General features: G+C 67.6%; 13 protein-coding genes. 9 read left to right on the forward strand and 4 right to left on the reverse strand.

Features of this window, described 5'->3' with window-relative positions; all coding sequences use genetic code 11:
• Window positions 1–202: 202 nt before the first annotated feature.
• Window positions 203–619 (forward strand): thiol-disulfide oxidoreductase DCC family protein, encoded by a 417-nt coding sequence (locus tag Q0907_RS01135; RefSeq protein ID WP_299340680.1) that lies wholly within the window; start codon window positions 203–205, stop codon window positions 617–619.
• Window positions 620–888: 269 nt separating this feature from the next.
• On the opposite strand, the gene Q0907_RS01140 is transcribed toward Q0907_RS01135, so the two are convergent.
• Window positions 889–3,303, reverse strand: a complete 2,415-nt coding sequence (locus tag Q0907_RS01140; protein ID WP_299340683.1) for a TonB-dependent receptor — start codon at window positions 3,301–3,303, stop codon at window positions 889–891.
• A gap of 184 nt (window positions 3,304–3,487) precedes the next feature.
• On the opposite strand from Q0907_RS01140, the gene Q0907_RS01145 reads away from it, so the two are divergent.
• The 4 genes from Q0907_RS01145 (at window position 3,488) to Q0907_RS01160 (ending at window position 10,789) form a co-directional block, all read left to right on the forward strand.
• Window positions 3,488–3,961 (forward strand): DUF3574 domain-containing protein, encoded by a 474-nt coding sequence (locus Q0907_RS01145; RefSeq protein ID WP_299340686.1) that lies wholly within the window; start codon window positions 3,488–3,490, stop codon window positions 3,959–3,961.
• 73 nt (window positions 3,962–4,034) lie between these two features.
• Window positions 4,035–5,618 (forward strand): hypothetical protein, encoded by a 1,584-nt coding sequence (locus Q0907_RS01150; protein ID WP_299340688.1) that lies wholly within the window; start codon window positions 4,035–4,037, stop codon window positions 5,616–5,618.
• 162 nt (window positions 5,619–5,780) lie between these two features.
• The gene (gene clpB / locus Q0907_RS01155) at window positions 5,781–8,384 is read left to right on the forward strand and encodes an ATP-dependent chaperone ClpB (RefSeq protein ID WP_299340689.1); all 2,604 of its coding nucleotides are present in this window, start codon (window positions 5,781–5,783) and stop codon (window positions 8,382–8,384) included.
• Between the two features lie 134 nt (window positions 8,385–8,518).
• Window positions 8,519–10,789: an EAL domain-containing protein gene (locus Q0907_RS01160; protein WP_299340692.1), complete on the forward strand. Its 2,271-nt coding sequence runs from the start codon at window positions 8,519–8,521 to the stop codon at window positions 10,787–10,789.
• A 9-nt stretch (window positions 10,790–10,798) separates the two neighbouring features.
• On the opposite strand, the gene ybaL is transcribed toward Q0907_RS01160, so the two are convergent.
• On the reverse strand, window positions 10,799–12,487 hold the full coding sequence (gene ybaL / locus Q0907_RS01165; RefSeq protein WP_299340695.1) for a YbaL family putative K(+) efflux transporter: 1,689 nt from the start codon (window positions 12,485–12,487) through the stop codon (window positions 10,799–10,801).
• Between the two features lie 165 nt (window positions 12,488–12,652).
• Entirely contained in the window at window positions 12,653–15,058 is a 2,406-nt protein-coding gene (locus tag Q0907_RS01170) for a TonB-dependent receptor (protein WP_299340698.1), read from the reverse strand.
• 203 nt (window positions 15,059–15,261) lie between these two features.
• Here Q0907_RS01170 and Q0907_RS01175 point away from each other — a divergent pair, with 203 nt between their 5' ends.
• From Q0907_RS01175 to Q0907_RS01185, 3 genes are read left to right on the forward strand one after another with little or no spacing between them, the layout of a single operon-like run.
• Window positions 15,262–17,112, forward strand: coding sequence for an ABC-F family ATP-binding cassette domain-containing protein (locus tag Q0907_RS01175; RefSeq protein ID WP_299340701.1), 1,851 nt, complete (start codon window positions 15,262–15,264; stop codon window positions 17,110–17,112).
• Between the two features lie 60 nt (window positions 17,113–17,172).
• A complete protein-coding gene (locus Q0907_RS01180; RefSeq protein WP_299340704.1) occupies window positions 17,173–17,502 on the forward strand; it encodes an FmdB family zinc ribbon protein in 330 nt (109 codons plus the stop codon).
• A 44-nt stretch (window positions 17,503–17,546) separates the two neighbouring features.
• The gene (locus Q0907_RS01185; RefSeq protein ID WP_299340707.1) at window positions 17,547–18,197 is read left to right on the forward strand and encodes a hypothetical protein; all 651 of its coding nucleotides are present in this window, start codon (window positions 17,547–17,549) and stop codon (window positions 18,195–18,197) included.
• A 15-nt stretch (window positions 18,198–18,212) separates the two neighbouring features.
• On the opposite strand, the gene Q0907_RS01190 is transcribed toward Q0907_RS01185, so the two are convergent.
• Window positions 18,213–19,112, reverse strand: a complete 900-nt coding sequence (locus tag Q0907_RS01190) for a DUF3011 domain-containing protein (RefSeq protein WP_299340710.1) — start codon at window positions 19,110–19,112, stop codon at window positions 18,213–18,215.
• A 163-nt stretch (window positions 19,113–19,275) separates the two neighbouring features.
• On the opposite strand from Q0907_RS01190, the gene aspS reads away from it, so the two are divergent.
• A complete protein-coding gene (aspS, locus tag Q0907_RS01195) occupies window positions 19,276–21,024 on the forward strand; it encodes an aspartate--tRNA ligase (RefSeq protein WP_299340712.1) in 1,749 nt (582 codons plus the stop codon).
• Window positions 21,025–21,116 lie beyond the last annotated feature (92 nt).

A 21,116-nucleotide genomic window follows, 5' to 3' on the forward strand; every position in this document is an offset into this window, starting at 1 on the left:
GCGTGCGGGGAGAAGGTGCCCGGAGGGCGGATGAGGGGCGCTTCTCGTTGTCGACACGGGGAGCGGGCGTCAGTGCATCGCGCATTGCGCCTGTGCGGTGGCGCGATGGGTGGCAGGCTCCGTTCGCCCCTCACCCGCCGTTGGCATCCTTTCCCCGCGCGCGGGGAGAGGGGGGAATCATCCTGTTTAATGGAGAGGTTGCGTGACGACACGGGATTCATCCCGCCCGCAAGGTCCGGTCATCGTCTTCGACGGCATCTGCGTGCTGTGCAACGGCTGGGTACGCTTCTTGTTGAAGCATGACGGCGAAGGCCGCTACCGCTTCGCCGCCATGCAGTCAGAGCGCGGACGCGCGCTGCTGGCGACGCACGGCCTGGACCCCGACGATCCGGCTTCGTTCCTCCTGGTCGATGGCGATAGCGCGTGGACCGACAGCGACGCCATCCAGCGCGTGCTGACCGGGCTGGGCGGAGCATGGCGCCTGGCGGGGTTCATCGCATGGGTGCCGCGTTCCGTGCGCGATCCGCTGTACCGCTGGATCGCGCGGAACAGATATCGCTTGTTTGGCACCACTGCATGCCACGTGCCGACGGAAAAGGAGCGCGCGCGCTTCCTGTAGCGTGCGCCGCGCGCACGACGGGCGGTGGAGGGATCCTGCGGTCGTGCGCACGGCGCACGCTACGCATTCATCCAGGCGGGTGTCGGGACCCGGCGACGTTCGCGCCTGGCTTCGGAATGACACGGTGTCGTGTACCAACAGAACAGGAGCGGGCGCGGTTCCGTAGCGTGCGCCATGCGCACGGCGGGCGGTTGACGGATCCTGCGGTCGTGCGCACGGCGCACGCTACGCCGTCATCCCGGCTTGCGACGGGATGACGGCGGGGTCCATCAGAAGGTGTAGCGCACCCGGGTGTAGTAGTACGCGCCGTTGCTGCCGATGGGCGACAGCACGTCGTAGGGCAGGTTGCCGAAGTAGTAGATGTCTTCGTTCGACAGGTCCGGGTACTCGTCGGTCAGGTTGAGGCCACCCAGCGCCACGCTCCACTTCGAGGAGACCTTGTATTCGACTTCCGCATCCAGCTGCCACTCGGCGCCGTAGGTCTGTTCCGGCTCGAAGCCGCCGCCGAAGTTGAACACGCGCTTGGCGCTGCCATGGCGGCTCACGCGGCCCAGCAGGTTCCAGCGCTCGCTGTCCCAGTTCGCGGTGAGCTGCGCGCGCGTTCGCGGCGCGGCATCGGTCAGTGTGTTGCTCTCCTCCACGCCGAACAGGACGTAGCTCGGGTCGATGGCGAGCAGTTCCGCCGGCGTGGACGCGATGTTCTTCAGCTCGGTCTTGGCGTAGCTGTAAGCGCCGGTCAGCAGCAGGTTGCCGTCGCCCAGCGCCTGCCGCCAGTTGGCCACCACTTCGGCGCCTTCGGTGCGGGTGTCGGCGGCGTTGATGAAGAAGTTGGCGCTCTGCACGCCAGGCACGCCGAAGTTGTCCAGCACGAAGTCCGTCAGCGCGTCGCCGCTGATGCGTTCGGTAAGCGCCACGCGATCGTCGATGTCGATGCGGAACACATCCAGCGACACGTCGAAGTGCTCGCCGATCCGGCTGGTGAAGCCCAGGCTGAGGTTCAGCGACTTCTCCGGATCCAGGTCCTGCGCGCCGAGTGCGCGGGCGATGGGATTGTTCACCGACAACAGGCGGCCCTGGGTGAGCTGGCCGGATGCGTCGTAGCCGGTGGAGGTCGACTCGAACCCGATCTGGCTCAGCGACGGGGCGCGGAAGTTGTTCGACACCGAACCGCGCAGGGCGAATGTGGGCGCGAACTCATAGCGGGCGGCGAGCTTGCCGGTCAGCTCGCCACCGAAGTCGTCGTAGTGCTCATAGCGCGCGGCGATGTCGGTGGTGAATTTCTCGCCCCACTGGCTGCTGAGGCTGGCGTAGACGCTGGACACGTCGCGGTCGAGGTCGGCGGTGTCCTGTGGCGTCAGCCCGCCGCCGGCCTGCGAGCCGGTCGGGCGGTCGGTGAAGGGACCGGCTGCGTACGAGGCGGGATCGCCTGCGCCGGTCTCGAAGGTTTCATGGCGGAACTCAAGGCCGGTGGCGAACGTATGCGCGCCGAACACGCGGCTCAGGTCGAGGTTGGCGAGCGTTTGTGCGGACTCGTAGTCGCCGGTCTTGAAGCGCGTGGGGCTGGTCGGGCCGAGCGAGGCGTTGAGTGAGTCGCGCAGGCGGTAGGTGAAAGCGTTGCGGCCGTGGTTGAGGCTGGCGTCGTAGTCCCAGTCACCCCACTGCCCGCGCACGCCGCCCACGCCGGCCAGGTCCAGGTTGTCGCCTTCCGAGATCGGGCGGTAACCGTTCGGATACACCTCCTTCCAGTTCGCCACGCCATCGGGGTAGCGGAAATAGTTGGCGCCTTCGGTATCGCTCTGGTGGTAGGTGCCGAAGGCGTACAGCTCGGCCGATTCGCCCAGCGGTACGGCCGCGTTGAGCCACGCGTTGATGTCGCGCGAACTGCCGTCGCCCAGCACGTAGTTGCGCTGGCCGGCCAGGGCCAGGTTGTCCGGCGTCTGTTCCTCGAAGAACGGGATCTGGTCGAAGCCCGCGCGATTGGTGCCCTCGCGCTGCTTGTACTCCAGGCCGACCCGGAAGAAGCCGCCGTCGCCGATGCGGTCGCCGACCTGCGCGCTGAAGAAGCCGCTCTGGCCGTCGGTGACGGTCCGGTCGATCGGCTCCACCTTCGTGTGGTGCGCGCCGTAGCTGGCTTCGAACGCGCCACCTACCGGCGCGTCGTTGAGGATCACGTTGATGACGCCGGCCACGGCATCGGAGCCGTACTGGGCGCCTGCGCCATCACGCAGCACTTCGATGCGCTTGATCGCGCTGACCGGGATGGCGTTGAAGTCCACCGGGGTGTTGCCCTTGCCGATCTTGCTGTCGGTATTGACGAGCGCACTGGTGTGGCGGCGCTTGCCATTGACCAGCACCAGTACCTGGTTGGGGCTCAGGCCGCGCAGCTGTGCGGCGCGGATGTGGTCGGCGCCGCCGGAGTTGGACTGGCGCGGGAAGTTCAGCGAGGGCAGCAGCGCCTGCAGCGCGCTGCCGAGCTCGCCGTTGAGCACGCCTGCCTTGCGGATGTCCTCGGCGGTCAGCACGTCGATGGGCGAGGTGGATTCCAGCGCGGTGCGGTCGGTGGCGCGGGTGCCGGTGACGATCACGGCGTCAAGGTCGGTGGCGCCGGAAGTCTGTGCAGCGGCGGGGAGGGCAAGCGCCAGGGCGATGGCGGCGCCCAGCGGGGCAAGGATCGGATGCGGCATGGAAAGTCTCGTGGAGCGAGGGGAGAAACCGGATAAAGTCTATCGCTTTATTGCGATGAAGCGATATATTAAGTCGCGATGCGGCGGCTGCGTCATCTCTGCTCCCCATCTGCTTATGCCGCCGCGTCATATGGCCGTCGCGTCGGCATGTTCCATCCTGTCCTCCTCCCACGAGGTTTGCCCCATGTCGCACCGTGCTGTCTGGTTGTCGGTCCTGCTTGTGCTCGCCGGCTGCGTGTCCACGCCACCGCCGTCCTCTCCCGCCACCCCCACCGCCTCGTTGCAGGGCGACGAGTTGCGGCCGGCGACCGCCAGTGGCTGGGTACGCAGCGAGCTGTACTTCGGGGTGGGCGAAGAGACGGGGCCGGCCGACCGTCCGCAGGCCGAGCCGATCACCGAGGCGACGTGGCGCGCGTTCCTGGACAAGGAAGTGACCGCGCGCTTTCCCGATGGCCTGACCGTGTTCGATGCCTACGGCCAGTGGCTGTTCCGCGGCGCGAAGGAGCCCAACCGCCTGAAGACCAAGGTGCTGGTGGTGCTGCACGAGGACACGCCGCAGCGCCGCGCCGACATCGAGGCGATCCGCCTGGCATGGAAGCAGGCGACCGGCCACCAGTCGGTGCTGTGGTCGCGCCACGCGGTGGACGTATCGTTCTGAACCCGGTGCGCCCGCCGATCGCGCGGGCGCTTATGCTGGCGACCTCCCGCCCACCCCACTGATTACCGATTCCATGACCGCATCGGCTTCTCCCGTGCGCCGCTGGTTCGTACCCGGCGACCTCAACGGCTTCTTCGGCCTGGTGGTGGACAACCTGTCCATCCTCGGTTTCATCGCCGCCGCGCTGATCGGCATCTTCCAGTTCCCGGCCGAGGTGGTGTTCACCCGCATGTTCCCGGGCACCGCGCTGGGCGTGCTGGTCGGCAACCTGATCTACACGTGGATGGCGCATCGCCTGGCCGCGAAGACCGGCCGCGATGACGTCACCGCGATGCCGCTGGGCCTGGATGCGCCGACCAGCATCGGCATGGCGCTGCTGGTGCTGGGCCCGGCCTTCGTCGGCTTCAAGCAGGCCGGCATGGACGAGCAGGCGGCGGCCACCGCCACCTGGCAACTCGGCATGGCCGCGCTGGTGGTGATGGGCGTATTGAAGCTGGTGCTCTCGTTCTTTGGCGATGCGGTCACGCGCGCGGTGCCGCGTGCGGGCCTGCTGGGGTCGATCGGTGGCGCGGCGCTGACGTTGCTCGGCTTCCTGCCGCTGATCGAAACGCTGCGCCAGCCCATCGTCGGTTTCGTCACCTTCGGGCTGCTGCTGTACGTGCTGGTGGCGAAGGGCAGGCTGCCGGTGAAGCTGCCCGGCGTGCTGCTGGCCTTCATCGTCGGCACCGCGCTGTACTACGGCCTCGGTTTCGCCGGCCTGGGCGCGCCCGGCTTCAAGGTGCCGGATGCGGTGCCGCTCGCGCTGACACTGCCGCTGCCCACGCTGGGCTGGCTCGATGGGTTGGCCTACACCGTGCCGTATCTCCCGCTGCTGCTGCCGTTCGGCCTGCTGATGGTGGTCGGCGGCATCAACGTCAGCGAGAGCGCGCGCGCCGCGGGCGATGACTACCGCACGCGCGACGTGCTGCTGGCCGAAGCGGTCTCCACGCTGGTCGCCGGCGTCTGCGGCGGCGTGGCACAGACCACGCCTTACATCGGCCAGCCCGCGTACAAGCACATGGGCGCGCGCAAGGGCTACACGCTGCTGACGGGCATCTTCATCGGCCTCGGCGGCGTGCTCGGCTACGTGTCAGGCCTGGTGCAGTGGCTGCCGGTGGCGGTGCTGGCGCCGATCATCGTCTACGTGGGCCTGGACATCACCGTGCAGGCGTTCACCGAAACGCCGCGCAAGCACGCCATCGCGGTAGCGCTGGGCTTCCTGCCGTCGGTGGCGTACCTGCTGACGATCAAGTTCGGCAATCCGGCGTGGATCGCGCCCGACCGGTTCGCCGGCCTGTACGAAGGCGTCGACGGGCACGGGCTGCCGGACCTGGCCACCATCGTCACCTTGGGCAACGGCTTCATCATCACCGCGATGATCTGGACCACCGCGCTGGTGGCGATGATCGACGGCCGCAACGGCCGTGCGGTCGTCGCTTTGCTGGTCGGCGCAGTGCTGACATTGTTCGGCATCATCCATTCGGTCGATCCGCGCGGCGGCATCTACCTGCCGTGGGACGTCGACGGCCTGCGCGCGACGATCCTGTGGCAGTTCGCGGGGGCGTATGCGGCGCTGGCGGTGCTGCTGGCCGCGCTATCCCTCCAGAAGAAGCCGTAGGGCGGGCCCTGGCCCGCCGTTTCCGGTGCATGCGCGGACGGTGGGCCAAGGCCCACCCTACGTGAATCCGGGTCTCAGCAGGTCTTGAAACACCGCCGCTTAACCGCATCTGGGTAGCATCGGCTGGCGTTCGCCGGCCCCTGACTCTCTGAGGTTCTCCCCATGCGGATGGACAAACTGACCTCGCGTTTCCAGCAGGCGCTGGCGGATGCGCAGTCGCTGGCCGTAGGCCGCGACCACACCATGATCGAACCGGTGCACGTGCTCACCGCCCTGCTCGAACAGCAGGGCGGCAGCACGCGGCCGTTGCTGGCGCAGGCCGGCGTCAACGTGCCCGTGCTGCGCGAGCGGCTGGGCGAAGCGCTCGACAAGCTGCCCAAGGTGACCGGCCAGGCCGGCAACCTGTCCATCGGCAACGACCTGTCGCGCCTGCTCAACGTCACCGACAAGCTGGCGCAGGACAGCGGTGATACCTACATCGCCAGCGAATGGTTCCTGCTGGCTGCATTGGACGACAGCGGGGCGGCGGGCCAGGAACTGAAGGCCAGCGGCGCCGACAAGCAGAAGCTGCGCGCCGCCATTGAACGCCTGCGGGGCGGCGAGAAGGTGCAGTCCGAGAACGCCGAGGACCAGCGCCAGGCGCTGGAGAAGTACACCATCGACCTGACCGAGCGCGCCGAGATCGGCAAGCTCGATCCGGTGATCGGCCGCGACGAGGAGATCCGCCGCACCATCCAGGTCCTGCAGCGCCGCACGAAGAACAACCCGGTGCTGATCGGCGAGCCCGGCGTCGGCAAGACTGCCATCGTCGAAGGCCTGGCCCAGCGCATCGTCAACGGTGAAGTGCCCGAGGGCCTGCGCGGCAAGCGCGTGCTGTCGCTCGACATGGGCGCGCTGATCGCCGGTGCCAAGTTCCGCGGCGAGTTCGAGGAACGCCTGAAGGGCGTGCTCAACGACCTGGCCAAGAACGAAGGCCAGATCATCCTCTTCATCGACGAGCTGCACACGATGGTCGGCGCGGGCAAGGCCGAGGGTTCGATGGATGCCGGCAACATGCTGAAGCCCGCGCTGGCGCGTGGCGAACTGCACTGCATCGGCGCCACCACGCTGGACGAGTACCGCAAGTACGTGGAGAAGGATGCCGCGCTGGAGCGCCGCTTCCAGAAGGTGTTCGTCGGCGAGCCCAGCGTCGAGGACACCATCGCCATCCTGCGCGGCCTGAAGGAAAAGTACGCGGTGCACCACGGCGTCGAGATCACCGACCCGGCCATCGTCGCCGCCGCGCAGTTGAGCCACCGCTACATCGCCGACCGCCAGCTGCCGGACAAGGCCATCGACCTGATGGACGAAGCCGCCAGCCGCATCCGTATGGAGATCGATTCCAAGCCGGAGGAAATGGACCGGATGGAGCGGCGGCTGATCCAGCTCAAGATCCAGCGCGAGGCGCTGAAGAAGGAAAAGGACGCGCAGTCGAAGCAGCGCTTGGCCGATCTGGAAACCGAGATCGAATCGCTGCAGCGCGAGTTCAACGACCTGGAAGAGATCTGGAAGGCCGAGAAGGCGACACTTACCGGCGCGACGAAGATCAAGGAGCAGATCGAGCGCGCGAAGCTGGAGCTGGAAGCCGCGCAGCGCAAGCAGGACTACGCGCGCATGAGCGAACTGCAGTACGGCCAGCTACCGGAGCTTGAAAAGCAGCTGTCGGCCGCGCAGGAGGCCGAGCAGAAGGGCTTCCGCCTGCTGCAGGACAAGGTCACCGACGAGGAGATCGCCGAGGTCGTCAGCCGCTGGACCGGCATCCCGGTCAGCAAGATGCTGGAGGGCGAGCGCGAGAAGCTGCTGCAGATGGAGCAGTCGCTGCGCGGTCGCGTGATCGGCCAGGAAGAGGCGATCAAGGTCGTCTCCGACGCGGTCCGTCGCTCGCGCGCCGGCATTTCCGATCCCGACCGTCCGAGCGGCTCGTTCCTGTTCCTCGGCCCGACCGGCGTCGGCAAGACCGAGCTGTGCAAGGCGCTGGCGGAGTTCCTGTTCGACAGCAGCGACGCGATGGTGCGCATCGACATGAGCGAGTTCATGGAGAAGCATGCGGTGAGCCGCCTGGTCGGCGCACCCCCGGGCTACGTGGGCTACGAGGAAGGTGGCTACCTGACGGAGGCCGTGCGTCGTCGTCCCTACAGCGTGATCCTGCTGGACGAGGTCGAGAAGGCGCACCCGGACGTGTTCAACATCCTGCTGCAGGTGCTGGACGACGGTCGCCTGACCGACGGACAGGGCCGCACGGTGGATTTCCGCAACACGGTCATCGTGATGACGTCCAACCTGGGGTCCAGCCTGATCCAGGACATGTCCGAGGGCGATGGGTCGGCTGACACGCCGGAGCGCTACACGCAGATGAAGGCGGCGGTGATGGGCGTGGTGCAGGCGCACTTCCGTCCGGAGTTCATCAACCGGCTGGACGACATCGTCGTGTTCCATCCGCTGGACAAGACGCAGATCCGCGAGATCGCGCGCATCCAGACGCGTTACCTAGCCAAGCGGCTGGCCGAACGCCAGATCGCGCTGGAACTGGACGACTCGGCGCTGATGCTGCTGGGCAACGTCGGCTTCGACCCGGTGTACGGTGCGCGGCCGCTGAAGCGCGCGATCCAGGCACAGCTGGAGAACCCACTGGCGCACAAGATCCTGTCGGGTGCGTTCGCCGCCGGCGATACGGTGCGCGTTCGCGCGGAAGGCGGCCAGCTGGTGTTCGAGACCGTCGCGCGCTGACGGACGGTAGGCCAGCGCCTGTCCTGCTTTCGTCCATCGGCGCGTGGTAGTACGTTATGGGGCGGCCTGCGATAGGGCAGGGCCGCCGCCGTGCGCGCGAGGACGCGGAGCTGGCAAGGGGCAAGGGCGGACGGATGGCTGATCATGCAGGGCAGCCGGTGCGTGGCCTGGGCGGGAGCATGCAGGTGCTCCTGTTGGGCGGCATGTGCCTGCTGCTGCAGCAGATCCCGATCCGCTACCGCATCGACTTCTTCGGCGAACTCGCCGATGCCTCGCTGATCCACCTGCATACCGGCCTGCTGCTGGCCATCGCCATGCTGGTGCGCGATGCGCGCGTGGTGGCGGGCTGCTTCGTGCTGACGTTCGCGGGCTGGACGCTCCGCCAGCTCTACCTGTTCGATGACGGCCAGCCCTCGTGGACGTTGGCGTGGGGCGCAGCCTCGTACCTGTTCCAGTACGGCTGGACGCGGCTGTGCGCGCGCTGGATGGGATGGCCGCGCATGGCAGGCACGGGCGTGCAGCGCGGCGACCTGATGCGGTTCGCCGCGATCGGGCTGCTGCTGTACCCCATCATCATCGCGCTGCTGGGCTTCAGCATCGCGCTGGTCAATACGCCGGCCGTGGCGGTGAGCGCCGCCTTCCAGATGTTCTTCGCCAAGCAGTTCGGCGTGGCGGTGGTGACCCTGCCGCTCGTCATCGGCTGGCAGGAACGTACGCTGCCCGCGGCGCGCTCGACGATCGGCCGGCATTGGATGTGGCCGGTGGTGTTGGGGCTGGGCCTGGCGATCAGCCTGTGGGCGGCGGTGCAGGTCCGGCAGTCCTTGGGTGGCGTATCGCTGCCGTCGGCGCCGGTGCTGATGGACTACCGCTTCGCGCTGCTGCTGGTACTCGCCTGGTGCATGCTGCGCCTGCCGCCGCGCTGGGCGATGCTGTCCCTGTCGCTCACGCTGTTGCTGCTGGTCGGCATGGTGGCGGGCACGGCCGAGTACGCCAACACCCCGGTAGGCTTCTTCAACCTGCTGCACATCGCGGCGGAAATGAACATCCTGCTGCTCGCGATGCTCTACCTGTGGCTGACTAACCGCGACCGCTCCGCGCTGGCGGAGCAGCTGTCGGAAGAAACGCTGCGCGACCAGGTCACGGGCCTGCCCAACCTCAAGGCGTTGCGGGGGCGCATGGAAAGGCCACTGCCGCGCACGGAGCTGGGCTACCTGTTGCTCGACCAGACCGACACGCTGGTGGCCGGCTTCGGGCTGGACACCCAGGCGCAGGCGATGAACGCGACCGCGCGGCGGGTGGACGACCTGGTCGAGGCGTACTACGTCGGCACCGGCCAGTTCGCGCTGCTGCCGCGCCCGGGGCGCGACGCCGACCTGTGGGAACGCGTGATGGCCCGCGTCGAACATGCGGAGATCGATGTCGACGGCGAACCGATACGGCTGCTGCCGTACCTCGGCGTCGCGGCGTTCAACGGCGCGCACGCGAGCGTGATCGACCGCGCCGTGCTGGCCGCGTCGCACCTGGCGTTCGAGGCGCGCCAGCACGGGGAACTGCGGCCGCGCTACAGCGACATCGGCGACACCCAGTTGCGGCGCACGCACCGCCGGCAACTGCACGATGCCACCGAAGCCCTGGCCAGCCTGCGCAGCGAGCGCGTGGTGCTGTACTTCCAGCCCATCCGCGATCTGGTGGAGGACATGCAGGGCGAGCCCCGGCCGCTGGCGGGCGAAGTGCTGTGCCGACTGATCGACGAGCGCGGCGACATCATGTCGCCGGCGCGCTTCATGGCACCGCTGGAGGCGGCGGGGCGGGGCGCCGAACTGGACCTGGCGGTCATGCGCGCGCTGTTCCGGCTCCTGCGCAAGACACCGGCCGCGCTGCCGCATTGCCGCGAGATCGCCATCAACCTGACCGGACAGAGCCTGGCGTCGATGAGCTTCCAGGTCGAGCTGCGCACCTTGCTGGCGGGTTCGCCGCTGCCGATGCACGCGCTGTGCTTCGAAGTCACCGAAACCGCGGCCATCTCCAACACCGCGGCGGCCAGCCACCTGCTGGCCGACCTGCGCGCGCTGGGCTGCCACATCGCCATCGACGATTTCGGTACCGGCATGCAGAGCTTCGCGCGCCTGCGGGAGCTGCCGGTGGACGTGATCAAGATCGATGGCTCGTTCGTGCGCAACGTGGCGCAGCTCGGCAAGGACTACGCCGTGGTGCAGGCCTCGGTGGCGGTGGCGAAAGCCTTCGGCGCGGTCACGGTGGCGGAGTTCGTCGAGGACGAGGACACGGAATACTGCCTCCGCCGCCTGGGCGTGCACCGCGTGCAGGGGTACCTCTACGGCGCGCCGCGGCCGCTCGCCGACGTGCTGGCGGAAACGGCCGCCGAGGCCGCCGCCTCGCGCGAGTGAGGCGGCGGCTCAGGCACTCGTGCGCTGCGGGCGGTAGGGCGGCGTGGACATCACCATTTCGGCCAGCGAGAACGCGAGTTCGCGTTCGGCCAGCACGGCGCCGTCGGCGCCGTGTTCCAGCAGGTGCTTCACTTCGCCGTCGCTGTGCGCGCGTGCCAGCAGGGTTAGCGAAGGGTTGATCGCGCGCAGCTTGGCCAGTGTCTCGCCGGCTTCCAACGGCTGGGGGATCGCCAGCACGGCGATCTTGGCGCGCTCCGGGTGCGCTTCCGCGAGCACGCGGTCGGCGGCCGCACTGCCGCGGATCGCGGGAATGCCCGCATCGTGTGCGCGGGCGACGTGGTCGCCGTTGTCGTCGATGACGATCAACGGCACGCCCCGGTCGCGCAGGACGCGTGCCAGCTCGCTGCCCACGCGGCCGTAGCCGATGATGATGGCGTGGTCGGTGACGTCCAGCGACGGACCGGGCGGCACCTCGGGTTCGGCTGGCAAGGGTGCCAGCGCTTCCTGCTTCGTCTGCCAGCGGTCGAGCCACGAAAACAGGAACGGGTTGGCGATGATGGACAGCAGCGAGCCGGCCAGGATCAGGTCGCGCCCGTCCGGCGGCAGGATCTTCAATGCCACGCCCAGCGCGGCCAGGATGAAGGAGAACTCGCCGATCTGCGCCAGGCTGACCGAGATCGTCAGCGCGGTGCCGGTCGGATGCTTGAACGCCTTGACGATGTAGTACGCCGCCACCGACTTGCCGATCACGATGATCCCGAACGTGGCCAGCACCTGCCACGGATGCGCCACCAGGATCGCCGGGTTGAACAGCATGCCGACCGAGACGAAGAACAGCACCGCGAACGCGTCGCGCAGCGGCAGCGAGTCGTTGGCGGCCTTGTGGCTGAGCTCCGATTCGTTGAGCAGCATGCCGGCGAAGAACGCGCCCAGCGCGAACGACACGCCGAACAGCGTGGCCGAGCCGAACGCCACGCCCAGCGCGATCGCCAGTACCGACAGGGTGAACAGCTCGCGCGAACCGGTGGCGGCGATCTTCTCCAGCGTCCACGGGATGGCGCGCCGACCCACCACCAGCATGAAGGCGACGAAGGCACCCAGCTTGATGAAGGTCCAGGCGATGGCCACCATGAACGTGCCGAAGCTGGCACCTTCAGCCTGGGCTTCCGGCCCGAATGCCTCCGCCAGCACCGGCAGCATCACCAGCGCCAGCACCATCACCAGATCCTCGACGATCAGCCAGCCCACCGCGATGCGGCCGCGCCTGGTCTCGAGAAGGCGACGTTCCTCCATCGCACGCAGCAGTACCACCGTGCTCGCCACCGACAACGCCAGCCCGAACACGAAGCCGTTGAGCGGTGTCCAGCCCATGCCCCACGCCAGCGCCCACCCCAGGCCGGTCGCGACCACGATCTGCGCGATGGCGCCAGGAATGGCGATCGCTTTTACTTCCAGCAGGTCTTCCAGCGAAAAGTGCAGGCCCACGCCGAACATCAGCAGCATCACGCCCAGTTCGGACAATTGTGTGGCGAGTTCCTGGTCCGCGACGAAGCCGGGCGTGAATGGACCGACGAAGATGCCTGCGATGAGGTAACCGACCAGCGGCGAGAAGCGCAGTTTGTGGGCAAGCGCGCCCAGCACGAAGGCCAGGGCGAGGCCTACCGCGATGATGTTGATCAGGTCGGTGTCATGGTGCATCGAATGGCGCGGTTCCGCGGCGTGATCGGTCGAGTGTCGCCGATGCGGACGCTTTGTCGCAAACCCGCGACGCATGCCAAGCCTGCGTCGCGCGGTTCAGTTGCCCCCATCATGGGAACGCCCCGCGCGAGGCGGGGCGTTCCGGCGAAGCATGGTGCGCGTGGCTTACCAGGTATAGCTGATCCGCCCGTATGCATAGGCACCGTTGAAGCCGAACGGGCTTTGCGACGGATACGGCAGCTGGCCGGTGGTCGAGGTGTTCAGTGCCGGCGAGATGAACAGGTTCTCGTCCGGATACTCGTCCAGCACGTTGTCACCGCCCACGGTGAACTGCCAACCGCCGGTCTTGTAGCTGAAGGCCAGGTCGAGCAGCCACTTCGCGCCGAACGTCTGGTCCAGCACCGGGTTGGCGTTGAGGATGGTGAACTCGCCGTAGCGCGTGGCGGTAGTGCTGACGCTGAAGCCGCCCTTGGTCCAGATGCCGTTGAGGAAGAACTTGTCGCGCGGCGCGCCCACCTCGAAGCGGCCCAGTTCCACGCGGCCGAAGCGCAGCGCGGTGGGATCGATCGCCGTGAGCGCGGCCGGATTCGGCGCCACGCGGTCGATCGTGGTCTTGTTGTAGTTGTAGCCGCTGGTGAAGTCGAGCGTGCTGGCCGCCAGTGCCCACTTGTACGTGCCGACGATGTCGACGCCCTTTGTGGTCGTGTCCAGCGCGTTGGTGAAGTAGCGCCCGCCCGCGACGTCCGGGAAGCCGTTCGCGTTGAGCCAGGTGCGCACGGCGGTACTGGTCAGGTTCTCCGACAGCGTGATGCGGTCCTTGACCTTGATATGGTACCCATCGATGGTGACGTACAGGTTCTCGACCGGCGTGAGCACCAGGCCCAGGCTGAGGTTGTCCGATTCCTCCGCTTTCAGCGGTTCCGCACCGAGCGAGATGCCGGCCGGGTTGGTCACCCGGAACGTCACCAGGTCGAAGGGCAGCCCGCCGATGAAGTTGGTCGACGTGGTCTGGTAGTACTGCTGTTGCAGCGACGGCGCGTGGAAGCCCGTCGAGGCCGTCGCACGCAGCGCCACCGCGTCGTTGAACGCGTAGCGGCCCGTCAGCTTGCCGGTGGTGGTGTCGCCGAAGTCGCTGTAGTCCTCATAGCGCACGGCGACGCCGGCGGACAGTTTCTCGGTCAGGTCGCCTTCCAGGCCGGCGTAGAACGAAATGTTGTTGCGGTCGAAGCTGCCGCTGTCGCTCGGCCGGAAGCCCGGGAACACCTGCGCACCGGACGGAGCGGGTGCGCCGCCGATCAACACCCCGCCGTTGATGTACGACCCGGGTTCGCCGGCACCGATGGTGAACTTCTCGCCTCGCCATTCCGCGCCGTAGGACAGGGTGACCGGATAGGCCAGGCCCCAGTCCAGTTGCTTGTTGAAATCGAAGTTCAGCACGTGCTGCTTGAGTTCCAGAGAGCCGGCATAGAACGCGGTGGGCGAGGTGGGGCCCAGGCTCCGGTTCAACGTGTTCTGGATGTCGAACTCCAGTTCGTTGCTGCCGTAGGTGTAGCTGATGTCGATGTTGGTGCCGCCGGCGGTGAAGGTCTTGATGCCGCTGGAAACGCTGACGTCGGTGGACGTGTTGAAGATCTGCGGCAGGAAGCCGTCCGGATAGATCGACGGGATGTTGCGCGAGTCGCCGGCCGGGCGGAAGAAGCCGTTGGAGAGCGTTTCCCGCTTGGTATGGAGGCCGTAGGAATAGAACGTCAGGTAGTCGGTGACGTCCACTTCGCCGTTGTACAGGAAGGAGGCGTTGTCGACCTCGGGGTCGCCATAGCGCTGCACGACCTTGCCGCCCGGCGCGCTGGTTGCCGTCACCGTCCCCAGGAAGGGACGTGCCCGGTCGGTCTGGTCCTGATGCCCCGCCTGTGCGGCCAGGTGGACCTTGCCGCTCTCACCGAGCTTGAAGCCGGCATCGGCAAGCGCCTGGTACTGGCGGCCGTCGCCGGCGCTGTAGCCGCCGCCGGTCACGCTGACGCTGCCGCCGCTGTCGGCGCCCTTCAGCACGATGTTGATGACACCGGCGATGGCGTCGGAGCCGTACTGCGCGGAGGCGCCGTCCCGCAGCACTTCAACGCGTTCGATGGCGGAAATCGGGATCGAGTTGAGGTCCACCGGCGAGGAGCTGCGCCCCTGGCTGCCGTTGACGTTGACCAGCGCGCCCGGGTGGTAGCGCTTGCCGTTCACCAGCACCAGGGTGTGGTCGGGGGCCAGGCCGCGCAGCTGGGCCGGACGCATCGCGTCCGTACCATCGTTGATCGCGGCGCGGGGGAAGTTCATCGAGGGCACGGCGCGCGAGAGCGCGGTGGCCAGTTCCACCGTGCCGGTGGACTCCAGCACCTCGGGCGTGATGATGTCGATCGGTGCAGTGGATTCGGCCACCGTGCGATCCGCCACGCGGGTGCCGGTGACGATCAGGGTGTCGAGCGTTTGCGCGTCGGACGACGCAGGGGCTTCCTGCGCGAGGGCGATGGGTGTGGCGAGCGCCAGGGCGACGGCGAAGGCGAGGGGCGAAAGCTTGCGGGTCATGGTGGCTCCAACGGGATGGAAGGACGGCGCAGCAGGGTCGATGGTGGCAGGAAAGTTGCCGCTGAAATCAGTTTTGTGCGTTGCACCAACCCCTTTGTTACCGCCCTATGACATGGATGTCAATGGATTCTTAACAACTGTGAGGCGGCCCGCTACCGATAAACTACGCGGCCGCTCTTCCCCAAATCCCCGTAGGTTGTTTCTTGATTTCCCTTCGTAATTTCGCGCTCCGCCGTGGTGAGCGCCTGCTGCTGTCCAACGTCGACCTCACCCTGCACGCGGGCTACCGCGTCGGCGTGGTGGGTCGCAACGGCGCGGGCAAGTCCAGCCTGTTCGCCGCCGTCCAAGGCGAACTCGAGGCCGACAAGGGCGACCTGGACCTGCCCGGCAAGGTGCGCATCGCCAGCGTGGCGCAGGAAACACCCTCGCTCCCCGACCCGGCGCTGACCTTCGTGCTCGGAGGGGACACCGAGGTTGCCGCCGTGCTGCAGGCCGAGGCCGATGCCACCGCGCGGGAAGATTGGGAAGCGGTGGCCAATGCGCACCAGAAGATGGCCGAGATCGGCGCCTACGACGCCGAGGCGCGCGCCGGCAAGCTGCTGCACGGCCTCGGTTTCCCGGCCGACACGCACCACCGCCCGGTGTCGTCGTTCTCCGGCGGCTGGCGGGTGCGCCTGAACCTTGCGCGCGCGCTGATGATGCCCAGCGACCTGCTACTGCTCGACGAGCCCACCAACCACCTCGACATGGACGCGGTGCTCTGGCTGGAGCAGTGGCTGCTGAAGTATCCCGGCACGCTGCTGCTGATCTCGCACGACCGTGAGTTCCTCGACAACGTCGCGACCCACACGCTGCACCTGCATGGCGGCGGCGCCAAGCTGTACACCGGCGGCTACACCGACTTCGAGCGCCAGCGCGCCGAACAGCTGCGCCAGCAGCAGATCGCGCACGAGAAGGAACAGGCAGAACGCGCGCACCTGCAGAGCTTCATCGACCGCTTCAAGGCCAAGGCATCGAAGGCCGCGCAGGCGCAAAGCCGCATGAAGCGCCTGGCCAAGCTGGCCGGTACCGAGGCCGTGCGCGCGGAGCGCGAATTCCGCATCGAGTTTGCCGAGCCGGCCAAGCTGCCGTTCTCGCTGATCCGCCTCAACCATGTCGAAGCCGGTTACGGCGGCGACGCCGTCATCCTCCACGACGTCGGCTTCGGCCTCGAAGCGGGCCAGCGCATCGGCCTGCTGGGCCCCAATGGCGCGGGCAAGACCACGCTGGTGAAGACCCTGGTCGGCGAGCTGCCGACCATGGCGGGCGACCGCATGGCGCACCCGGACCTGCGCATCGGCTACTTCGCGCAGCACACGGTGGAGTCGCTGCATGAAGGCCAGTCGCCGATGGACCATTTCCGCGAACTGTCGCCGGAAGGCAGCAACCAGTCGTTCCGCGACTTCCTGGGCAAGTGGAACTTCCCGGGCGACCGCGCATTCGAGCCGGTGGATGGCTTCTCCGGCGGCGAACGCGCCCGCTTGGCGCTGGCGCTGATCGCCTGGCAGCAGCCGAACGTGCTGCTGCTCGACGAACCCACCAACCACCTCGACCTGGAGATGCGCGAAGCCTTGGCCGAAGCGCTCAGCGATTTCGATGGCGCGATCGTGATGGTCTCGCATGACCGCCACCTGATCGGCCTGGTGTGCGACACCTTCTGGCGCGTCGCCGATGGCGTGGTCGAGCCGTTCGATGGCGACCTGGACGAATACGCCGCCTGGTTGCGCACGCGCGCCTCCGCGCAGGGCAGCAAGCCGCTGCGCAGCGAGCCCGCGCCCGCCCCGAAAGCCGCGCCAGCGCCCGTGCGCAAGGTCAATCCGGTGAAGTTGGCCGCCGCCGAGGCCAAGGTCGCCGAACTCGAAGGCAAGCTGGCCGATGTCGATGCGCAACTCGCGGACCCGAAGAGCTACGCCGACGCCGAACTCGCCGCGCGACTGGGCCGGGATCGCGAAGCGCTACAGCAGCAACTGGCGAAGGCCGAAGAGGCCTGGTCGGCGCTGTACGACGAGGCTTGAATCGCGCCACCGCCATCCCCACACCCCGTACGTCCGTCCCACCCCCCCCGATCAGCTGCCATGCCCATCTACGCCTTCGAATGCACCCAGTGCGGCCACAGTTTCGACCGCCTGCAGAAACTGTCCGATCCGGATCCCGACACCTGCCCCGCCTGCAGTGCGCACGCGGTGAAGCGCCAGCTGACGGCGCCGTCGTTCCGGCTGGCGGGCAGCGGCTGGTACGAGACCGACTTCAAGAAGGACGGCGACAAGAAGCGCAACCTGGCAGACGGCGGCGAAGGCGCAAAGCCTTCCGGTGAGTCGAAGCCTGCCGAGGCGGCGCCGGCGAAGACCGAAAGTACGCCGGCGAAGACGGAATCGAAGCCGGCGACGCCGTCGTCTTCGTCGTAAGGCAGCTCGGTGTAAGGTGCATTCCTTGGCTAGCGAGGAATGCGATGAGCAGAATTTACGTGGCGATATTCGCGTTGCTGTGCGTCAGCGGATGTGGAGAAAAGGCGCTGCATTCAGGACCCCTGGCGCTGGGAATTGATGCGCCGGTGCCCATCGCCGCCGAGCCTCGTGACCAGTTCTGGTCCAATCTGCGCTTCCACTGCGGCAAGGCCTACGCCGGCCGCATCACGGCCAACCAACCTGCGTCGACCACCCCGGATCCCTTCGAGGGCAAGGCGCTGGTCATGCATGTGCGTGGATGCAGCGACCCGACGCGCGAGATCCGCATTCCCTTCCACGTCGGCGATGACCATTCGCGTACCTGGGTGCTGACGCGCACCGGTACCGGCGTGAGGTTGAAGCACGATCACCGCCACGAAGACGGCAGTCCGGACGCGGTGACGATGTATGGCGGCGACACGGCCGAGCCGGGCAGCACGCGGCGGCAGGCGTTCCCGGTGGACGCGGATTCGATCGTGATGTTCGAACGGGAAGGCCTGGCGGCCTCGGTGACGAATACCTGGGCGATGGAGCTGGTGCCAGGCAAGACCTTCGTCTACGAATTGAGCCGGCCGAACGGCCGGTTGTTCCGGGTGGAATTCGACCTCGCCAGGCCGGTCGACCTGCCGCCGGCACCCTGGGGCGCCGGCGGTTGAATGAGTAGGGATCGCTCAACGCGGCCCGAAGCGACCGCGGCAGCCGCGATCCACCCAGATCTGGGCGCCCGTGTAGCCCCAGCTGTAACCCTCGCGACAGCTGGTGTTCGAGATCTGCTGCAGCAGGATCGGCCGGCCCTGCCGCGGGTCGTACGCGCAGGTCTTGCGGCGGTTGTCTTCGCTGCTGCAGGTCACGGAGTAGTTGCTGGAGCCGCCACCGCCACCGATGCGCGGACCGAACTCGGCGCGGCAGCCGTTGCCCACGTAGACCTGGCCCTGTTGCGACTGCCAGCTCCGGCCTTCCACGCAGGCCGCGTTCGACAGCTGTCGGGTCAGGCGCGAGTGGCCACTCCACGGCGTGCGGCAGGTGCGCCCGCGGCCGTCGTTGCTTTCACAGCGGATCGTGCCGCCGGTGGCGTTGCCCTGGGCGAATTCGCCGCGGCACCCCTTCCATACGGTGATCAGGCCGTCCTGCGAGCTCCACGTGGCGCCCTCTTCGCAGCGGCTGTTGGAGATCTGCCTCACCAGCCGCGACTGCCCCCGCCATGGCGGCGTGCAGCGCTTGGCGTCGCCGCTCTTGCTCTCGCAGAGGATGGTGTTGCCGTTGGAAGGCGGGTTCGGATTCCAGCCGCCGCTGTTGCCGCCGAGCGACTGCGCGATGTCCTGCTTGATCCGACTGAAGGTCCAGTTGGACCGGTTGACCTGGTCCAGGTAGAAGCGGAGCTGGTCGTCCGGAATGCGGCGACCGCGGGACTGTTCGGAATACTCCAAGCTGATGACCCGCGTCTGGTCCTGGACGGACAGCTGGCGAAGGTTCTCAGGTGCATAGGCCCGCGTACCGATCTGGGCGACAGCGCTGCCGGCCACCAGGGCCAGCAACAGTACGAGCACGGACTGCAACAACGGCTTCTTCATGGTGGCACCCTCCTGGGGAGGCGCCAGCATACGCCCGGCCCGTTAAGGCCGTGCAGGGGCGGAGGTGGGGCTGGCGGGCAGGGGACCGGGTAAACTACCCGGCTTGACCGGCCTGTCCGGCCGCGGAACGTCCCGGCCCCGGTCCAAACCCAGTGGAGCCCCCATGCGTACCCATTTCTGCGGCCTCGTCGACGAGGCCATGATCGGCCAGACCGTGACCCTGTGCGGCTGGACCGATGTCGCCCGCAACCTCGGCGGCGTGTGCTTCATCGACCTGCGCGACCACGAGGGCATCGTGCAGGTGACGGTGGACCCGTCCAGTGCCGAGGTGTTCAAGGTGGCCGCGTCGCTGGGGTACGAGGACGTGTTGCAGGTCGAAGGCGTGGTGCGCGCGCGCGAAGCCGTCAACGCCAAGATCCGTACCGGTAAGGTGGAAGTGATCGCGACGAAGATCACCGTGCTCAACAAGGCCGAGCCGCTGCCGTTCCATCACCACGAAAACCCGGGCGAGGACATCCGCCTGAAATACCGCTACCTGGACCTGCGCAGCCCCGACATGCAGCGCAAGCAGCGCACCCGCATCAAGCTGGTGCAGGCGCTGCGCCGCTGGCTGGACGCACGCGGCTTCCAGGACATCGAGACGCCGATCCTCACCAAGGCCACGCCGGAAGGCGCGCGCGACTTCCTGGTGCCGGCGCGCATGCATCCGGGCGAGTTCTACGCGCTGCCGCAGTCGCCGCAGCTGTTCAAGCAGATCCTGATGGTGGCCGGCTTCGACCGTTACTACCAGATCGCGCGCTGCTTCCGCGATGAAGCGCTGCGCGCCGACCGCCAGCTCGAGTTCACCCAGCTCGACATGGAGTTCGCCTTCGTGCGCGAGCGCGACGTGCAGGACGCCGTGGAAGGCATGATCCGCGACATCTTCGCCGAGGTGATGGACGTGCGGCTGGACGCACAATTCCCGCGCATGACCTGGGCCGAGGCGATGCGTCGCTACGGCTCGGACAAGCCGGACCTGCGCATCGCGCTGGAGCTGGTGGACGTGGGCGAACTGGTGAAGTCCAGCGAGTTCGCGGTGTTCACCGCCGCCGCCAACGATCCGGACGGCCGTGTGGCCGCGCTGCGCATCCCCGGCGGTGCGTCGCTAAGCCGCAAGCAGATCGACGAGTACGCTGCGCATGCCGCCAAGTACGGTGCCAAGGGCCTGGCCTACATCAAGATCGACGAGGCTGGCGAAATCTCCTCGCCGATCCGGAAGTTCTTCGCCGAAGACGCCTTCGCGGCGCTGGTGAAGCACGTCGGCGCCGGCAACGGCGACATCGTGTTCTTCGGTGCGGGCGGCTACAACAAGGTCAGCGACTTCATGGGCGCGCTGCGCCTGAAGGCCGGCAAGGACTTCGGCCTGGTCCAGGACGGCTGGAAGCCGCTGTGGGTCACCGACTTCCCGATGTTCGAATGGGACGACGAGGCGCAGCGCTATGTCGCGCTCCACCATCCCTTCACCGCGCCCGCGGTGGACGACATCGGCGATCTGCGTGCGAACGCGAAGACGGCGGTATCCCGCGGTTACGACATGGTGCTGAACGGCAACGAGATCGGTGGTGGTTCGATCCGTATCCACCGCCCCGACATGCAGAGCGCGGTGTTCGAACTGCTTGGCATCGGTGCGGAAGAGGCGGAAGCCAAGTTCGGCTTCCTGCTGGACGCGCTGCGCTTCGGCGCGCCGCCGCATGGCGGCATCGCGTTCGGCATCGACCGTATCGCGGCGCTGATGGCGGGCACGGAGTCGATCCGCGACGTCATCCCGTTCCCCAAGACCACCAGTGCGCAGTGCCTGATGACCGGTGCGCCGTCGCCGATCCCGGACGAGCAGCTTGCTGAAGTCCACATCCAGGTTCGTCCGCGGACTTGACCGCTAAGCGGTCAAGCCCCCGTCATTTCGCCAGGGCGAAATGACGGGCCCCGCGCCGTTGCATGCCACAACCCCGCGGCTGACGCCGCGCC

This window comes from uncultured Pseudoxanthomonas sp. (assembly GCF_947498795.1).
Classification (GTDB): domain Bacteria; phylum Pseudomonadota; class Gammaproteobacteria; order Xanthomonadales; family Xanthomonadaceae; genus Pseudoxanthomonas_A.

Coding starts and splice junctions, on each gene's coding strand:
- Q0907_RS01150 (WP_299340688.1), top strand. CDS start 4,035: ATGACCGCATCGGCTTCTCCCGTGCGCCGCTGGTTCGTACCCGGCGAC.
- Q0907_RS01140 (WP_299340683.1), bottom strand. CDS start 3,303: ATGCCGCATCCGATCCTTGCCCCGCTGGGCGCCGCCATCGCCCTGGCG.
- aspS (WP_299340712.1), top strand. CDS start 19,276: ATGCGTACCCATTTCTGCGGCCTCGTCGACGAGGCCATGATCGGCCAG.
- Q0907_RS01170 (WP_299340698.1), bottom strand. CDS start 15,058: ATGACCCGCAAGCTTTCGCCCCTCGCCTTCGCCGTCGCCCTGGCGCTC.
- clpB (WP_299340689.1), top strand. CDS start 5,781: ATGCGGATGGACAAACTGACCTCGCGTTTCCAGCAGGCGCTGGCGGAT.
- Q0907_RS01190 (WP_299340710.1), bottom strand. CDS start 19,112: ATGAAGAAGCCGTTGTTGCAGTCCGTGCTCGTACTGTTGCTGGCCCTG.
- Q0907_RS01185 (WP_299340707.1), top strand. CDS start 17,547: ATGAGCAGAATTTACGTGGCGATATTCGCGTTGCTGTGCGTCAGCGGA.
- Q0907_RS01145 (WP_299340686.1), top strand. CDS start 3,488: ATGTCGCACCGTGCTGTCTGGTTGTCGGTCCTGCTTGTGCTCGCCGGC.
- ybaL (WP_299340695.1), bottom strand. CDS start 12,487: ATGCACCATGACACCGACCTGATCAACATCATCGCGGTAGGCCTCGCC.
- Q0907_RS01160 (WP_299340692.1), top strand. CDS start 8,519: ATGGCTGATCATGCAGGGCAGCCGGTGCGTGGCCTGGGCGGGAGCATG.
- Q0907_RS01180 (WP_299340704.1), top strand. CDS start 17,173: ATGCCCATCTACGCCTTCGAATGCACCCAGTGCGGCCACAGTTTCGAC.